Below are 16,008 nucleotides of genomic sequence, written 5' to 3' on the forward strand. Positions count from 1 at the left end.
TCGGACGACGGGCCGGTTCCCAATCCGGGGCCGGTTGCGGGCAGTATGGAGCGGTGACCCTTATCGATCAGATGCCGACCGACAGCGACCCCGACGCCCTTTTCGACGCCTTCGTGTCGTGGGCCGGCGAGCGCGGGATCTCGCTGTATCCCGCGCAGGAGGAGGCGCTGATCGAAGTGGTCTCCGGGACGAACGTCGTCCTGTCCACGCCCACCGGATCCGGCAAGTCCCTCGTGGCAGCCGGCGCCCACTTCGCGGCCCTGGCCCGGGACGAGGTGACGTTCTACACGGCGCCGATCAAGGCCCTGGTCTCCGAGAAGTTCTTCGACCTGTGCAAGCTCTTCGGCACCGAGAACGTCGGCATGCTCACCGGCGACGCCTCCGTCAACGCCGACGCCCCGGTGATCTGCTGCACCGCCGAGGTGCTGGCCTCGATCGCGCTGCGGGACGGCGCGGAGGCCGACGTCGGCCAGGTGGTGATGGACGAGTTCCACTTCTACGCCGAGCCGGACCGGGGCTGGGCGTGGCAAATCCCGCTGCTGGAGCTGCCGCAGGCTCAGTTCGTCCTGATGTCCGCGACGCTCGGCGACATGTCCCGCTTCGAGGAGGATCTGACGCGGCGCACCGGACGGCCGACCGCCGTGGTGCGCTCGGCCACCCGGCCCGTGCCGCTGAGCTACGAGTACCGCGCGACGCCGCTGACCGAGACGCTGACGGAGCTGCTGGAGACCCATCAGGCACCGGTCTACATCGTGCACTTCACGCAGGCCCAGGCGGTGGAGCGGGCACAGGCGCTGACGAGCATCAACATGTGCACCCGCGCCGAGAAGGACGAGATCGCCGCGCTGATCGGCAACTTCCGGTTCACCACGAAGTTCGGCAGGAACCTGTCGCGCTATGTACGGCACGGGATCGGCGTGCACCACGCGGGGATGCTGCCGAAGTACCGGCGGCTGGTGGAGAAGCTGGCGCAGGCGGGGCTGCTGAAGGTGATCTGCGGCACCGACACCCTCGGCGTCGGCGTCAACGTCCCGATCCGCACGGTGCTGTTCACGGCGCTCACCAAGTACGACGGCACCCGGGTCCGGGTGCTGCGGGCCCGGGAGTTCCACCAGATCGCCGGGCGTGCCGGGCGGGCGGGCTTCGACACCTCCGGGTTCGTGGTGGCGCAGGCGCCCGACCATGTCGTGGAGAACGAGAAGGCCCTGGCCAAGGCCGGGGACGACCCGAAGAAGCGCCGCAAGGTGGTCCGCAAGAAGGCGCCCGAGGGCTTCGTCAACTGGAGCGAGGACACCTTCCAGAAGCTGATCGCCGCCGATCCGGAGCCGCTGACCTCCCGGTTCCGCGTGACGCACGCGATGCTGCTGGCGGTCATCGCGCGGCCGGGGAACGCCTTCGACGCGATGCGGAGGCTGCTGGAGGACAACCACGAGCCCCGCAAGCAGCAGCTTCGGCACATCCGGCGGGCCATCGCCATCTACCGCTCGCTGCTGGACGGCGGGATCGTGGAGCGGCTGGACGAGCCGGACCCGCAGGGCCGCATCGTGCGGCTGACGGTCGACCTCCAGGCCGACTTCGCGCTCAACCAGCCGCTGTCCACGTTCGCGCTGGCCGCGTTCGAGCTGCTCGATCCCGAATCTCCTTCCTATGCGCTGGACATGGTCTCCGTGGTGGAGTCCACGCTGGACGATCCCCGGCAGATCCTGGCCGCCCAGCAGAACAAGGCGCGGGGGGAGGCCGTCGCCGCGATGAAGGCCGAGGGCGTCGAGTACGAGGAGCGGATGGAGCGGCTGATGGACATCAGCCACCCCCGGCCCCTGGACGAGCTGCTCTTCCACGCCTTCGGTCTGTACCGCAAGAGCCACCCATGGGTCGGCGATCATCCGCTGTCTCCGAAGTCCGTCGTGCGTGACATGTACGAACGGGCCATGACTTTCTCCGAGTTCGTCTCGTACTACGAGCTGGCGCGCACCGAGGGCATCGTGCTGCGCTATCTGGCCGGGGCCTACAAGGCTCTGGAGCACACCGTGCCGGAGGACCTGAAGTCCGAGGACTTCCAGGACATCACCGCCTGGCTCGGGGAGCTGGTCCGCCAGGTGGACTCCAGCCTGCTGGACGAGTGGGAGCAGCTCGCCAACCCCGAGGCGGAGGACGCCTCGGAGGCCCAGGAGCGCGCCGACCAGGTGCGGCCGGTCACCGCCAACGCGCGGGCCTTCCGGGTGCTGGTGCGCAACGCCCTGTTCCGCCGGGTGGAGCTGGCGGCACTGGACCGCACCGACGAACTGGGCGAGCTGGACGCCGAGGGCGGCTGGGACGCCGAGGCGTGGGCCACCGCCCTGGAGGGCTACTGGGAGGAGTACGACGAGCTGGGCACCGGGCCCGACGCCCGGGGGCCACGCCTGCTGCATATCGAGGAGCGTCCCGAGGACGGGCTGTGGCGGGTGCGCCAGACGTTCGCCGACCCGGCCGGCGACCACGACTGGGGTATCTCGGCCGAGGTGGATCTGACCGCCTCGGACGCGGAGGGACGCGCCGTGATCAAGGTCATCGACGTCGGCCAGTTCTAGGAGTCACTGGGGCCGGTCTCGCGTGCGGCGCGCAGGGCGCGGGCCAGGCCCGCGCGATACCAGCGGACCTCCTCGGGCTCCGTGGCCGTCAGCAGGTGACCCACGATGTCCCATTGGTACTCGACCAGGCGGGGCGCGATCAGCGGTGGGCGCAGCCGCTGCAGCCGGGCCCGCTCCCCGAGGTCCGGCACCTCGGCCTCCAGCGCGGGCGGCTCCAGGACGGCCGCCGACACCGCGGCCCGCTGCCACGGGTCGGCGACCTGCCGTGCGAGCAGGGTGGTGCGGCGGGCCCGCCAGCGGCGCGGCCGCCGGTCCTCGCACCGGAGCAGGGTGCGCCTCAGCTCCTCGGGAAGTGGCCCGGCGAGCAGTGCAGGGGACCGCTCGCCGAACGCCCGCAGCTCGGCCGCGGCGTAGCGCCAGACGAGCACGCGATGGCGATTGAGCCGGACGTCGACCGGGCTGAAACATCCGGCGCGGGCGAGCCGGGCGAAGCGGGCCGGGCCGATGCCCAGCAGTTCGGCGCCGCCGGCGGCATGGACCAACGGGGCCCGCTCACGCAGCGCCGCGGAGGAGAACGCGCCGGTGCGGAGCCGGTCGAGCTCGGCGCGCGGCACCTTGCGCTGCCAGGGGACGGCGGAGCCGACCGTGGGGATCTGCTCCAGCCGCACCGCGGCGTCGAACTCGCCGGGCGCGAGGCCCAGTTCCCTGGCGGCCCGGCGCGCGGTGACGACGGTGTCGGGGCGCCGGGCGGCCTCGGTGTTCTGCACGGGCATGATGGGTCTCCTCACAGCAGCGGCGATTACTGTCTGTAATCACCGTAGCCGCGAAGCCCCCGCTTTGGCAACTCTGAGTAATGAATTGGCTGCCGAGCGCGATCAGAGCAGGTCCCGCGCCGCCAGCCCCATGTGCTCGCCCACCTTGTTCACCAGGAGGGTCATCTCGTACCCCACCTGCCCGATGTCCGCGTCCGCCCCGGCGAGCACGCACAGGCAGCTACCGTCGCCCGCCGCGGTCACGAACAGCACACCGTCATCGAACTCGATCATCGTCTGGCGGACCCCACCGGACCGGAAATGCTCTCCGACGCCCTTGGCGAGACTGTGCAACCCCGAGGCCACGGCCGCCAGATGCTCGGCGCTGCTCCGCTTCAGCCCCCGGCTGACCGAGGTGACCAGGCCGTCGCTCGACAGGAGCAGAACGTGCCGCACGTGCGGCAGCCGCTGTGCCAGATCGTCCAGCAGCCAGTCAAGCGTGGTGCTCAGTGCCATCCCCAGCTCCCCCTTCTCGTAAGGCCACTGCTGTGTCAGCCTTCCCCAGTAAGTGGCTGTCGGCAACCACCCGTGCGGTACCGCTATCCGGAAGGGACCGTACCGTTTCCTCTGGTCAGCCCCGCCACCGGGTCGCATAAGCGGGCGAGAACCGAACACGGAGACAGGGAGCGGCAAGAGGCCGGCCCCTCACCTCGCCCTTTCGGCGGGGTGAGGGGCCGGCCCCACGACGGTCAGCGGCCGAGCTCCTTGCGCCCGACCCGCCGCAGCCGGCGCCGCTGCGCCGGGTCGAGCAGCAGGAAGGCGGCGGCAGGGACACCGATCATCACCAACGCCGCGATCCAGAAGTTGGTCAGGGCCCACAGCACAAGGCCCACGCCCACCGCGCCGATCGCGATCTTCGCGCCACGGGACATCGGGACACCTCCTTCGCGGCGGCGCTCGCCGCCCCGATAAGTGAACGAATCTCCAGTGTCCACCGTTCCGGGACGAACCGCCCGGGCCGCGTCAACCCTGGCGGAGCGGGGCGCCGACGTCGTGCATGTGCCGCAGCGCCTGCCGGTAGGAGTCGATCAGGTCGGTCTCCGCGTACGACAGCCCGATCTCCCGGCAGTACTCGCGGACCAGGGGCTGGGCGAGCCGCAGGTGCGGCCGGGGCATGCTGGGGAAGAGGTGGTGCTCGATCTGGTAGTTGAGGCCGCCCATCATCCAGTCGGTCAGCGGGCTGCCGTGCACGTTGCGCGAGGTGAGCACCTGGCGGCGCAGGTGGCCCCAGCGCTCGGCGCTCTCCGGGTCGGGCATCTCCATGCCCTTGTGATTGGGCGCGAAGACGCAGCCCAGGTGGAGGCCGAAGAGGGCCTGGTGGATCAGCGCGAAGAGCACGGCCTTGCCCGGCCCCATGGCCGCGCCGAGCAACGCGACGTACCCGATGTAGTGGCCGAGCAGCAGCAGGCCCTCCACGACGCGGGCGCGGCCCTGGCGCTCCCAGCCCTCGGCGGAGAGCACCATCCGCACGCTGGCGACCTTGAGCGCGATGCCCTCCAGCGTCAGCAGCGGGAAGAAGAGCCACGCCTGGTTCCGGGTGAGCCAGCGGTTGAATCCGGCGCGCCTGGCCGCCTGGGCCTGGGTCCACACCAGGACGCCCTCCCCGACGTCGGGGTCCTTGTCGAGGTGGTTGGGGTTGGCGTGGTGCTTGTTGTGCTTGTCGTTCCACCAGGCCGAGCTCATGCCCAGCAGCAGGTTGCCCAGGAACAGCCCGAGCCCGCGGTTGATCCGGCGGGAGGAGGCTATCTGCGAGTGTCCGGCGTCATGGCCGTAGAACGCGGTGCGGGTGGAGAAGAGCGCGAGCGGCACGGCCAGCAGCAGTGTCCACCAGGAGTCGCCCACCAGCAGCACACCGGAGACCAGCGCGGCGAGCACGGCGAAGTTGACGGTGAGGCCCGCCGCGTACCAGCCGGTGCGCCGGCCGAGCAGTTCCTGCCCCTTTATCTGCCGCAGCAGCGGGGAGAATTCCTCCGCCGGTTTGGTCCTGAGGCGCGGTGGGGCTGGGGCGGCGGGAGCCTGGGGCATGTCGTCTCCGGGGCTGATGGATGAAGTTCTGCGTCCAACCCTGGAATGACCGGCCGGTGAGCACCATGGCCGCAGCCCCCGGGCCGGGGGTGTACTCAACCCCCCTATCCATGGGTGGGTTCGCCCCGCTTTGCAGTCATCGTTTCCGGAACGGGGCGGGGTTGAGGTACCCTCGCCGTCGCAACACGACTAGTCAAATTTGAGGAGTGCGTCAGCGCGTGACAACGAGCCCGGCCACCCCCGCCCAGATCTCCGCCCTGACCGCCTGCGCGGCCGTCTTCCTGCCCGCCGACCCGCCGCGCGCCTCGCGGGTCGCCTTCTGGCGCCCGGACGGCGAGTCCCCGGTGCCCGGCGAGGAGCCGGACGAGGAGCTGACCGTCGCCCTGCCCGGCCCGGACGGCTCGGTGCGCACCCAGAGCCTCCCGGCCGTCGTCCTGCCGATCGGCGTGGCGCTGCCCGTGCTGACCCGGGCCAGGGCCACGGCGGGCGCGGACGGCGCCGCGGCATGCTGGGGCGCCGCCGCCGTGCTGGCCCTTCAACTCGCCGCGCGCGGCCGTCTGTTGCCCGGTCTCACCGCGACCGACCACGACGCCTGGCGGCTCGGCCCGCTGGACGCCGCCGACGCCGACCGGTTGCGGGCACTGGCCGACGCCATGCCGCCACACGCGCACGCCGTGCCGCTGCCGGACACCGCGGACGACGGCGGGCCGCTGCTGCCCCGCCCCGAGGCGCTGCTGCGGGCGTTCCTCGACGCGGTCGCCGACACGCTGCCGCGCACCCCGGCCGCCGCGCTCGCCACCGGGGGGCCCGCGTTCGCGGCCCGGCCCCCGCGCCGGCTGCCGGAACAGCGCCCCTGGGCGGAGGGCGTGGCGGCCGGGCACGACGCCGGGGTCCGCCTGTCGCTGCGCGTGGAGGTGCGAGGGCTTACGGAGGCGGCGCTCGGGCCGGGGCCGCGGTTCCGGGCGGTGCTCCAACTGCACAGTCTCAGCGATCCCACCGCGGTCGCCGACGCCGCCGATGTGTGGGCGGGCACGTCCCCGGCGGCCGGCGCGTTCGGGCCGCGCGCCCGCACCGACGCGCTCCTCACCCTGCGCCGCGCGGCGGCCGCGTGGGAGCCGCTGACGCCGCTGCTCACCGCGGCCGTGCCGGACGCGGTCGAACTGGCCGACGAGGAGATCGGCGAACTGCTGGGCGCGCCGGTCGCCCGCGCGCTGACGGCGGCGGGTCTGGAGGTGCACTGGCCACGGCAGTTGGCGCGCGGCCTGACGGCGCGCGCGATGGTCGGGCCGGGCGAGGCCGACGGGGGCCCGGAGCGGCCGGAGTCGGCGCTGCCGTCGTTCCTCTCCCCCGGCGCCCTGCTCGCGTTCGACTGGCGGTTCGCCGTGGGCGGCACCGAGCTGACCCGCGAGGAGCTCGACCGGCTCGCGGAGGCCGGCCGCCCCGTGGTGCGGCTGCGTGACCAGTGGGTGCTGGTGGCCCCCGAGGAGATGCGCCGGGCCCAGGAGCGGCAGGACCTCAAGATCGGCGCGCTGGACGCGCTCGGCGCGGCGCTCACCGGCAGCGCGGAGGTCGCCGGGGAACGGGTCGAGGTCACGGCGACCGGCTGGCTCGCGACGGTGCGCGACCAGTTGTCCGACCCCGAACGCGTCGCCGAGCCGGTCGCACAACCCCCGGCGCTCGCCGCCACGTTGCGCGACTACCAGTTGCGCGGCCTGAACTGGCTGCACCGGATGACGTCACTGGGGCTCGGCGGCTGCCTGGCCGACGACATGGGACTGGGCAAGACGATCACGCTGATCGGGCTCCACCTGCACCGGCAGTCGTCCCCCGGGACGGCGGGCCCCACTCTGGTGGTCTGCCCGGCCTCGCTGCTCGGCAACTGGCAGCGGGAGATCGCGGCGTTCGCGCCCGGCACTCCGGTGCGCCGCTATCACGCCGCCGCCCGCGACCTCTCGGATCTCGCCGGGGACGAGTTCGTGCTGACGACCTACGGCACGATGCGCCGCGACGCCGCCGCGCTGGCCGCGGCGGCCGACTGGTCCCTGGTGGTCGCGGACGAGGCCCAGCACGTGAAGAACCCCCACTCCGCGACCGCCCGCCAACTGCGCGCCATCCCGGGCCGGGCCCGGGTCGCACTCACCGGCACCCCAGTGGAGAACAACCTCTCCGAACTGTGGGCGGTCCTCGACTGGACCACTCCCGGCCTGCTCGGCCGGCTGGCCACCTTCCGGACGCGGTACGCGGACGCGGTGGAGAGCGGCGCCGACCCCGTGGCGGCCGAGCGGCTGGCGCGGCTGATCCGGCCGTTCCTGCTGCGCCGCCGCAAGTCCGATCCCGGCATCGCGCCCGAACTGCCGCCCAAGACCGAGACGGACCGCGCCGTCGCGCTCACCGCGGAGCAGGCGGGGCTGTACGAGGCCGTGGTCCGCGAGGGACTGGCCGCCGTGTCGGACGCGGACGGCCTGGCCCGGCGCGGCCTGGTGGTGAAGCTGCTGACCTCGCTCAAGCAGATCTGCAACCACCCCGCGCAGTTCCTCAAGGAGGACAGCCCGAGGCTGCCCGGCCGTTCGGGAAAGCTGGAGCTGTTCGACGAACTGCTGGAGTCGATCCTGGCCGAGGGCGCGAGCGTGCTGGTGTTCACCCAGTACGTGCGGATGGCGCGGCTGCTGGAGACGCATCTGACCGCACGGGGCGTGCGCAGCCTCCTGCTGCACGGCGGGACGCCGGTGCCCCGGCGCGAGGAGATGGTCCGCAGCTTCTCCGCCGGCGAGGTACCGGTCTTCCTGCTTTCCCTCAAGGCGGCGGGCACCGGGCTCAACCTCACCCGCGCCGAGCACGTGGTGCACTTCGACCGCTGGTGGAATCCGGCCGTCGAGTCGCAGGCCACCGACCGCGCCTACCGGATCGGCCAGGACCGCCCCGTGCAGGTCCACCGGCTCATCGCCGAGGGCACGATCGAGGACCGCATCGCGGCCATGCTGGAGCGCAAACGGGCGCTGGCCGACGCGGTGCTCGGCTCCGGCGAGGCCGCACTGACCGAACTGTCCGACGCCGAACTCGCCGACCTCGTGGCCCTGCGCGGGGCGGAGCGCCTGGGGAGAGAACGATGAACCGAGCGACCTCCGACGAACTGGTCTTCGACGCGCTGCCGCCCGCGCGCGGGCGCGGTTTCGCGGTGACCTGGTGGGGCCAGAGCTGGCTCAAGGCGCTGGAGGACACCGCGCTGGACGGCGAACGGCTCCGGCAGGGCCGGCGCCACGCGCGGGGCGGCGCCGTCGGCGCGGTCTCGGTCCGGCCGGGGCGGCTGACCGCCGTCGTGCGGGCCACCGACGGCACGCAGCACCGCGCCGACGTGCTGCTGCGCCGGCTGACGGGGCCCGAGTGGGACCGGCTGCTGGAGACCGTGGCGAGCGAGGGCGGGCACATCGCCGCGCTGCTCGACCGGGACATGCCGCCGCGTCTCGTGGAGGACGCTGCGGCGGCGGGCGTGGACCTGCTGCCCGGCATCAGCGACCTGGAGGCCTCCTGCGAGTGCGGCGAATGGGACCACTGCGCGCACACCGCCGCCCTGTGCTACCAGGTGGCGCGGCTGCTGGACACCGACCCGTTCGTGCTGTTGCTGCTGCGCGGGCGCGGGGAGCGGGAGTTGATCGAGGAGTTGCAACGGCGCAGTGCCGCGCGGGCGGAGCCGGCGCGCGCGCCCGTCCCGGCTGGGGTGCCGGCCGCCGAGGCGTACGCGCGGTTCGCGACGGCGCCCCTTGCGCTGCCCGCCCCGCCCCCGCTCGTCGAGGAGCCGGGCGCCGGGCCAGCGCTGGGCGGCGGTACGCCGCCGGCGCCCGGCCTGGATGTGACGGCGCTGGAGTTCCTGGTGGCGAACACCGCCGCCCGGGCCCGGCGGTTGCTCGCCGCCGCGCTGGCGCCCGGGCACGCGGCGCAGGAGCCGCCCGCTCCGCTCAGCGAGTGGGAGGACGCGGTCCGGATGGCGGCGGGTGGAGCCCCGGCGCGCATTGCCGGGCGGCTGGCCGCCGGTTGTGCGCGCTCGGCTCGCGAGCTCGAAATGGCCGCCGGCGCCTGGCGGTTCGGCGAGCGTGCGGCGCTGGCCGTACTGGAGGACGCGGAGCTCCCGGTGCCCGGGCGGGCGCGGGAGGCGCTGGCCGCAGCCTGGGAGGACGAGGAGTCCCGTCCCGCGCTGCGCGGTTCGGGCAATCGCTGGACCGTGGTGGGCGAGGACACGCAGATCCGGTGCGGGCCCGACGGCCGGTGGTGGCCGTTCCGCAAGTCGCGGGGCCGCTGGTGGCCCGCCGGGCCGGCGGAGAGCGATCCGGCCGCCGCCCTGGTCTCCGCGCGGGGCGACGAGGGCGGCGGCCGGGACTGAGCGGCGGGCCGGGCGTCAGGCCAGGGTCTCCAGCACCGGGTAGTAACCGCCGGACTGGCCGGCGGCGGTGGGGTGGTAGGAGTCCTCGATGGGCAGGGTGACACTGTGCAGCCACTCGTCGCCCGAGCAGATCTCGTGCCCGGTGAACGCCGGACGCACGTCGCCGTAGGCGAAGCCGTGGTCCGCCGCCCGCTTGCTGGTCACCTCGCTGAGGTGGTCCGCGGCGCCGTTGATCGCGGCCCGGGACTCCTCGCTGATGCCGAGGACACAACTGCCGTTGAGCTCGTACATGCGCGGGTAACCCAGCACGACCACCTGCGCGTTGGGCGCCCGGGTGCGGATGGCCTCGTAGGTCGCGTCGAGCCGGCCGGGCAGGGTGTTGGTGATGTAGCTGTTGGCCGTGGCCACGGCGGACAGACAGGCGTCGGTGCCCTGGAGCACACAGGTCTGCATCGTGTCCGCGAAGCCGGCGTCGTTGCCGCCGATGCTGATGGTCACCAGGGTGGTGCCGGCGTCCAGCGGGCCCAACTGATCGTTGAGAACGTCGGTGGTCGTGGCTCCGGAGCAGGCGGTGAACGCGAACGACGTGGGGGCGTTCCGGTCGGCCCACAGCTCCGGATAGGCGACGGTGCTGCGGCGGCAGTCGCCGCTGGCGCTGTCGTAGCTTCCGGCGCCGACGCCGGAGGAGTAGGAATCGCCCAGGGCCACATAGGCGACGGCGGCGGACGGGGTCTCCGTGGCCGCGGCCGTGGCGGGGCCGAGCGCGGATACGCCGACGGCGACGGCCGCGGTGGCGACCGCCGTCAGAAGACGGCGCGGTTTCATGGAACCTCCCAAGGAAGGTCAGTGGGGGGACAAGTGGCGCATGGGCGCCTTACCCCCACCAAGTCGCGTCCATGCCAAGGGTGTTACGCCTTCACGAACACGAACGACCGACCACCGCGGGAGGTGACGCGGGAGGGGTGACGAAATCCGGACAACCCACTTTCCCCAGGGGTTGTCCGAAGCAGACCCAACCTCTAGCGTGTTCGAACAACGAAGAACAGATATCAACACACCACGGCACGATCCGGCGCCCGCGCCGGCACGTCAGAGGAGGCACATGGACACCCGGTCCGAGGACGCGCGGCTCCCCTACTACGAGGACCCCTCCCCCGGCAGCGGCGCGCTCCCCGCCCGCGCCTGGTACTCCGCGTCCGATGCCGCCCGGCTGTCTCTCAACGGTGCCTGGGCGTTCCGCCTCTCGGGCACCGCCGAGGGCGCGGACACCGGCTTCACCGCGGACGACGCCGACACCGCCGGCTGGCAGGAGGTGACCGTGCCCGGCCACTGGGTGCTCCAGGGCCACGGCGCTCCGGCCTACACCAACGTGAACTACCCCTTCCCCGTGGACCCGCCGCGGGTCCCTACCGAGAACCCGACCGGCGACCACCGCCGCGTCTTCGACCTGCCCGCCGACTGGCCGGCCGCCGGCGAGTGCGTGCTGCGTTTCGACGGCGTGGAGTCCGCGGCCCGGGTGTGGCTGAACGGGCAGGAGCTGGGCACCTTCCAGGGCAGCCGCCTGCCGCACGAGTTCGCCGTGGGCCATCTGCTGCGGGAGCGCGGCAACGTGCTGGCCGTGCGCGTGCACCAGTGGTCGGCCGGGTCCTACCTGGAGGACCAGGACATGTGGTGGCTGCCCGGCATCTTCCGGGACGTCACCCTGCTGCACCGTCCCGAGCACTCGCCCGCCGACTTCTTCGTGCACGCCGGCTACGACCACACCACCGGCACCGGCACCCTGCGCGTGGACTGCGACGTGCCCGGCCGCGTCACCGTGCCCGAACTCGGCCTGGACCTGGCCACCGGCGAGGAGGCCACCGCCCCGGTCGAGCCGTGGACGGCCGAAACGCCCCGCCTCTACGACGGCGAACTGGACACCGAGGGCGAGCGGATACCGCTCCGCATAGGCTTCCGCACCGTCGGCGTCGAGGACGGGGTGTTCAAGGCGAACGGGCGGCCGATCCTGTTCCGCGGAGTGAACCGGCACGAGTTCCACCCGGAGACCGGGCGGGCGTTGGACCTCGACACCATGCGCGAGGACATCCTGCTGATGAAGCGGCACAACATCAACGCCGTCCGCACCAGCCACTACCCGCCGCACCCGGCGTTCCTCGACCTGTGCGACGAGCTGGGTCTGTGGGTCATCGACGAGTGCGACCTGGAGACCCACGGCTTCTGCTTCTTCGAGGACTGGCGCGGCAACCCGGTCGCCGACGAGCGCTTCACCCCCGCCCTGGTCGACCGCGCGCAGCGCATGGTCGAGCGCGACAAGAACCGCCCGTCGGTGGTCATCTGGTCGCTGGGCAACGAGTGCGGCGCCGGCGCCGGTCTCTCGGCCATGGCCGCTTGGATCCGCGACCGCGACCCGTCGCGCGCGGTGCACTACGAGAACGACTACGACTACCCCGACAGCGACTTCTACTCCCGGATGTACGCGCCCCACGCCGAGGTGGAGCTGATCGGCCGCCGCGAGGAGGAGCCGCTGGCCGACCCGGAGCTGGACGCGCACCGGCGCTCGCTGCCGTTCATCCTGTGCGAGTACGCCCACGCGATGGGCAACGGCCCGGGCGGACTCTCCGAGTACCAGCGGCTGTTCGAGACCTACGAGCGCCTCCAGGGCGGCTTCGTCTGGGAGTGGATCGACCACGGCCTGCCGCGGCGGACGCCGGACGGGCGCGTCTACTTCGGCTACGGCGGCGACTTCGGCGAGGAGCTGCACGACGGGAACTTCGTCTGCGACGGCCTGCTCTTCCCCGACCGCACCCCCTCGCCCGGCCTGATCGAGTACAAGAAGGTCATCGAGCCGGTCCGCATCACCGGCGACCCGGCCGCGGGCACCGTCACCATCACCAACGGGCACGACTTCGCCGACCTGTCGCACCTCGCCTTCGAGTGGGTCCACGAGATCGACGGCGAGGCGGTGGCGAGCGGTCCGCTGACCGTTCCCGCGCTGGCTCCGGGCGCGTCCGCCGAGGTGAAGCTGCCCGCTCCGCCCGCCGCCGGGGGCGAGGGCGAGGCCGTCTGGACGGTGCGTGCCGTCCTTGCCCACGACACCCCGTGGGCGGCCGCCGGACACGTCGTGGCCTGGGGCCAGTCGGCCGTCAAGGCCGCGCCCCGGCCGGCACCCGCCGGCGGTGCCGTGGCCCCGAGTCGCGGCGCCGACGGCATCGCGCTCGGCCGCGGCCTCTTCGACCCGGCCAGCGGGGCGCTGGTCAGGCTGGGCGGGATCACGCTCGACGAGCCGGTGCGCCTGGACGTCTGGCGCGCCCCGACGGACAACGACATGGGCGCGGCCTGGCAGGCCGACTTGCGGTACGGCCCGCGCTGGGCCGAGCTGGGCCTGCACCGGATGCGGCACCGGATCGACGGCGTCGCCACGGACGGCGACGCGCTCACCGTGCGGACGAGGGTCGCGCCGGCCGCCTCAAATCTGGGCCTGCGCGCCGACTACCGGTGGACGGCGAGCGAAGACGAGCTGCGGCTGACGGTGACGGTCACCCCGGAGGGCGAGTGGTCCTGCCCGCTGCCCCGGCTGGGCATCCGCCTCGGGCTTCCGGCCGCCTTCGGGCAGGCGTCCTGGTATGGCGGCGGCCCCGGCGAGGCGTACCCCGACACCCGGGCCGCCTCCCGCCTCGGCCGCTACGCGATGCCGGTCGACGCGTTGCAGACGCCGTATGTGCGGCCACAGGAGAACGGCGCCCGGTCCGATGTGCGCTGGGCCGAGCTGCGCGCCGACGACGGCGGGGGGCTGCGGGTCACGGCGGGTTCGGCGCCGTTCTGGTTCACCGCGCGCCGGTGGACCAGCGCCGAGCTCGACGCCGCCGAGCACACCACCGATCTAGTGCCGGGCGACACGGTGTGGGTGAACATCGACCACGCCCAGCACGGCATCGGCAGCCAGTCGTGCGGACCCGGCCCGCTGCCGCAGTATGTACTGAACGTGGCTGCCGCCGAGTTCTCCCTCGCCTTCCGCGAGGTGACCGGCTCCTGAGGGCGCTCCCGGGCGGTGGGGAGCCGCGTCCCCACCGCCCGGTGCGGCCTCAGCGCTTGACGCCGACTCCGCAGTAGAAGCCGAGTCCGTGCAGCATGGGGTCGTCGGGCACCGGCGCCTCCGGGGCCCAGAACGGCGGCTGGACCAGCCCCGGCGGGTCGATCAGGTCGAACCCCTCGAAGAACGCCATGACCTGGTCGCGCGGCCGCAGGTTGAGCGTGGCTGTCGCGCCCCGGTACACCTCGCGCACCGCCGCGATCTGGTCGGCGCGGTGAAAGTCGAGGGTGGCGTGGCTCAGTACCAGGCAGCTTCCCGGGGGCAGCGGCTCGGTCAGGGTCGCCACGATCCCCGCCGGGTCGGCGGAGTCCTCGATGAAGTGCAGGATGGCCACGAGCAGCAGTGCCACCGGCTCGTCGAAGTCGATGAGCTGGGTGATGGCGGGGTGGTCGAGCACCGACTTGGGGTCGCGCAGATCCCCGAGCGCGAAGGCGGCGTTGCCGTCGTTGATCAGCTTGGCGCCGGCGTAGGTGGCGACGATGGGGTCGTTGTCCACGTACGTCACGCGCACCTTCGGCTCGACCGAGCGCGCTATCTCATGAGTGTTGGGCGAGGTGGGAATGCCCGTCCCGATGTCGATGATCTGGCGTATCCCCCGCCCGACGACCATCTTGGTCGCGCGGTGCAGGAAGCTGCGGTTCTCCCTGGCGGCCAGCCGGATGTCCGGGAGCGCCTCGATCACACGCTCGGCCGCCGCGCGGTCCACCTCGTAGTTGTCCTGGCCGCCGAGGTAGTAGTCGTACATCCGCGCCGGATGCGGCCTGCTGGTGTCGATCTGTTCGGCCGTGAAGCCCTCGTCGGTCACACCATGCTCCGTCTCTGTGTCCGTGTCGTACAGGCACGGTGTCCGCCCCCCCGTGGGCGGACACCGTGCCTTTCCCCTGGCGCGGTCAAACGAGCAGGAAGTCCGCGGCTCCGGACTTCACTCCCTGGATGAATCTCTGTATTTCGAGGTGCGAGCAGATCAGCACGGGACCGTCCGGATCCGTCGACTGGCGCAACGCCACACGGCCGTCCCGCAGTTTCATGGCCTCGACACAGCTCCCGCCGTTGCCGCCGCTCCATGGCTTGCGCCATCCTTCCGTCCCGAGCAGCTTGGCGGGCATGCCGTTGTAGATGCGATCCATGGTTCAGATCTCCTTGCCAATAGCACTGAGGATGGCCTCGGTGCGGTGCACTGGCGCGGCTTGCGCGCACATCCGGTCCAGTGCCTCCCGGAAGCCGGACACGTCGTCGCGCTGGTCGAAGTACGCGGCGCCGACCAGGCTTTCCGCACACGCGACGTCGGACAGCTCCGGCAGGGGGAACCGGAAGAGGTGGAAGGGCCCGTACATCGCCGGATGGGGCCCTGCGGAGAACGGCATGACCTGAAGCCGCACCCGGGGAGAGGCGGTGGCTTCGATCAGCCGGGAGATCTGGGCGCGCATGACGTCGGGCCGGCCGATGGGCCGACGCAGCACGGTCTCGTCCATGACCACCCACAGCAGTGGGGGCTTCTCGCGGGTGAGCAGCTCCTGACGCGCCAGGCGGAGCGCGACGAGCCGGTCGATCTCGGCGGCGGGGGCGTGCGGCATTCCCGCGCGGAGCACGGTGGCGGCGTACGCCTCGGTCTGCAACAGCCCGGGGACGTAGTGCGGTTCATAGGCGCGGATCTGGTCGGCCTCGGCCTCCAGGCTGACGAACGCGGTGAACCACTCGGGCAGGACGTCGCGGTAACGGTGCCACCAGCCGGGCTGGTTGGCCTCCCGGACCAGGCCGAGGAAGGCGTCGATCTCCCGCTGCTCGGTGACGCCGAAGATCCGCAGAAGCTTCTCCACATACGGGACCTTGAGCCCGACTTGCGCCTTCTCCATCCGCCGGATGGTGGCGTGTGTGACGTCGAGCGCGCGGGCCGCCTCCTCGAAGGAGATCCCGGCCGCTTCGCGCAGGTCCTGGAGCCGCTTGCCGAGGACGAGCCGCAGCACCGTTGCCGCTCCACTCGCCTGTCCGCTCGCCACTACCCCGCCCCTCCAACTGCTGCCATGGACAAGAAGTGTGCCATGCCGTCAGCGGATCCGACAGACTGACATCGACGATTCTGAAAATTGCAGCTTGGCTCTTGCCGGATGAGAGGGACACCGAGCACAGTAGGAGGGTGGC

The 16,008-nt window shown here is 72.5% G+C and carries 12 protein-coding genes; 4 read left to right on the forward strand and 8 right to left on the reverse strand.

What is annotated here, in order from left to right; translation table 11 throughout:
* The first annotated feature begins 53 nt into the window (after nucleotides 1-53).
* Nucleotides 54-2,567, forward strand: a complete 2,514-nt coding sequence (locus tag RM590_RS31585; protein ID WP_311708212.1) for a DEAD/DEAH box helicase — start codon at nucleotides 54-56, stop codon at nucleotides 2,565-2,567.
* Here RM590_RS31585 and RM590_RS31590 read toward each other — a convergent pair.
* From RM590_RS31590 to RM590_RS31605, 4 genes are all read right to left on the reverse strand, one after another.
* A complete protein-coding gene (locus RM590_RS31590) occupies nucleotides 2,564-3,340 on the reverse strand; it encodes a DUF6397 family protein (protein WP_311708213.1) in 777 nt (258 codons plus the stop codon). The two genes, RM590_RS31585 and RM590_RS31590, sit on opposite strands and share 4 nt — an antisense overlap.
* Nucleotides 3,341-3,442: 102 nt before the next feature.
* Nucleotides 3,443-3,835 carry a roadblock/LC7 domain-containing protein gene (locus tag RM590_RS31595; RefSeq protein WP_311708214.1) on the reverse strand — a complete coding sequence of 131 codons (393 nt, stop codon included), beginning with the start codon at nucleotides 3,833-3,835 and terminating at the stop codon, nucleotides 3,443-3,445.
* A gap of 233 nt (nucleotides 3,836-4,068) precedes the next feature.
* Nucleotides 4,069-4,251, reverse strand: coding sequence for a hypothetical protein (locus RM590_RS31600; RefSeq protein WP_311708215.1), 183 nt, complete (start codon nucleotides 4,249-4,251; stop codon nucleotides 4,069-4,071).
* Nucleotides 4,252-4,342: 91 nt separating this feature from the next.
* The gene (locus tag RM590_RS31605) at nucleotides 4,343-5,404 is read right to left on the reverse strand and encodes a fatty acid desaturase family protein (protein ID WP_311708216.1); all 1,062 of its coding nucleotides are present in this window, start codon (nucleotides 5,402-5,404) and stop codon (nucleotides 4,343-4,345) included.
* Nucleotides 5,405-5,622: 218 nt separating this feature from the next.
* On the opposite strand from RM590_RS31605, the gene RM590_RS31610 reads away from it, so the two are divergent.
* Both RM590_RS31610 and RM590_RS31615 read left to right on the forward strand, forming a co-directional pair.
* Nucleotides 5,623-8,514, forward strand: coding sequence for a DEAD/DEAH box helicase (locus tag RM590_RS31610; protein ID WP_311708217.1), 2,892 nt, complete (start codon nucleotides 5,623-5,625; stop codon nucleotides 8,512-8,514).
* The gene (locus RM590_RS31615; protein WP_311708218.1) at nucleotides 8,511-9,779 is read left to right on the forward strand and encodes an SWIM zinc finger family protein; all 1,269 of its coding nucleotides are present in this window, start codon (nucleotides 8,511-8,513) and stop codon (nucleotides 9,777-9,779) included. Before RM590_RS31610 ends, RM590_RS31615 begins: the two co-directional genes overlap by 4 nt.
* A gap of 15 nt (nucleotides 9,780-9,794) precedes the next feature.
* On the opposite strand, the gene RM590_RS31620 is transcribed toward RM590_RS31615, so the two are convergent.
* Nucleotides 9,795-10,604 (reverse strand): SGNH/GDSL hydrolase family protein, encoded by an 810-nt coding sequence (locus RM590_RS31620; protein WP_311708219.1) that lies wholly within the window; start codon nucleotides 10,602-10,604, stop codon nucleotides 9,795-9,797.
* Between the two features lie 277 nt (nucleotides 10,605-10,881).
* Here RM590_RS31620 and RM590_RS31625 point away from each other — a divergent pair, with 277 nt between their 5' ends.
* Nucleotides 10,882-13,812, forward strand: a complete 2,931-nt coding sequence (locus RM590_RS31625) for a glycoside hydrolase family 2 TIM barrel-domain containing protein (RefSeq protein WP_311708220.1) — start codon at nucleotides 10,882-10,884, stop codon at nucleotides 13,810-13,812.
* Nucleotides 13,813-13,861: 49 nt separating this feature from the next.
* Here the strand turns inward: RM590_RS31625 and RM590_RS31630 are convergent, their stop codons facing one another.
* The 3 genes from RM590_RS31630 to RM590_RS31640 all read right to left on the reverse strand — a co-directional run bounded on the left by RM590_RS31630 (nucleotide 13,862) and on the right by RM590_RS31640 (nucleotide 15,866).
* Nucleotides 13,862-14,674 carry an SAM-dependent methyltransferase gene (locus RM590_RS31630; protein WP_311708221.1) on the reverse strand — a complete coding sequence of 271 codons (813 nt, stop codon included), beginning with the start codon at nucleotides 14,672-14,674 and terminating at the stop codon, nucleotides 13,862-13,864.
* An 85-nt stretch (nucleotides 14,675-14,759) separates the two neighbouring features.
* Nucleotides 14,760-14,996 (reverse strand): DUF397 domain-containing protein, encoded by a 237-nt coding sequence (locus RM590_RS31635; RefSeq protein WP_311708222.1) that lies wholly within the window; start codon nucleotides 14,994-14,996, stop codon nucleotides 14,760-14,762.
* A gap of 3 nt (nucleotides 14,997-14,999) precedes the next feature.
* Nucleotides 15,000-15,866 carry a helix-turn-helix domain-containing protein gene (locus RM590_RS31640; RefSeq protein WP_311708223.1) on the reverse strand — a complete coding sequence of 289 codons (867 nt, stop codon included), beginning with the start codon at nucleotides 15,864-15,866 and terminating at the stop codon, nucleotides 15,000-15,002.
* Nucleotides 15,867-16,008: the final 142 nt, after the last annotated feature.

Source organism: Streptomyces litchfieldiae (assembly GCF_031845365.1).
GTDB classification, from domain to species: Bacteria; Actinomycetota; Actinomycetes; order Streptomycetales; family Streptomycetaceae; genus Streptomyces; species Streptomyces litchfieldiae.

Excerpts from the sequence above, each read along its gene's own strand:
- RM590_RS31625 (WP_311708220.1), top strand. The coding sequence starts at position 10,882 with ATGGACACCCGGTCCGAGGACGCGCGGCTCCCCTACTACGAGGACCCC.
- RM590_RS31620 (WP_311708219.1), bottom strand. The coding sequence starts at position 10,604 with ATGAAACCGCGCCGTCTTCTGACGGCGGTCGCCACCGCGGCCGTCGCC.
- RM590_RS31615 (WP_311708218.1), top strand. The coding sequence starts at position 8,511 with ATGAACCGAGCGACCTCCGACGAACTGGTCTTCGACGCGCTGCCGCCC.
- RM590_RS31635 (WP_311708222.1), bottom strand. The coding sequence starts at position 14,996 with ATGGATCGCATCTACAACGGCATGCCCGCCAAGCTGCTCGGGACGGAA.
- RM590_RS31600 (WP_311708215.1), bottom strand. The coding sequence starts at position 4,251 with ATGTCCCGTGGCGCGAAGATCGCGATCGGCGCGGTGGGCGTGGGCCTT.
- RM590_RS31605 (WP_311708216.1), bottom strand. The coding sequence starts at position 5,404 with ATGCCCCAGGCTCCCGCCGCCCCAGCCCCACCGCGCCTCAGGACCAAA.
- RM590_RS31595 (WP_311708214.1), bottom strand. The coding sequence starts at position 3,835 with ATGGCACTGAGCACCACGCTTGACTGGCTGCTGGACGATCTGGCACAG.
- RM590_RS31590 (WP_311708213.1), bottom strand. The coding sequence starts at position 3,340 with ATGCCCGTGCAGAACACCGAGGCCGCCCGGCGCCCCGACACCGTCGTC.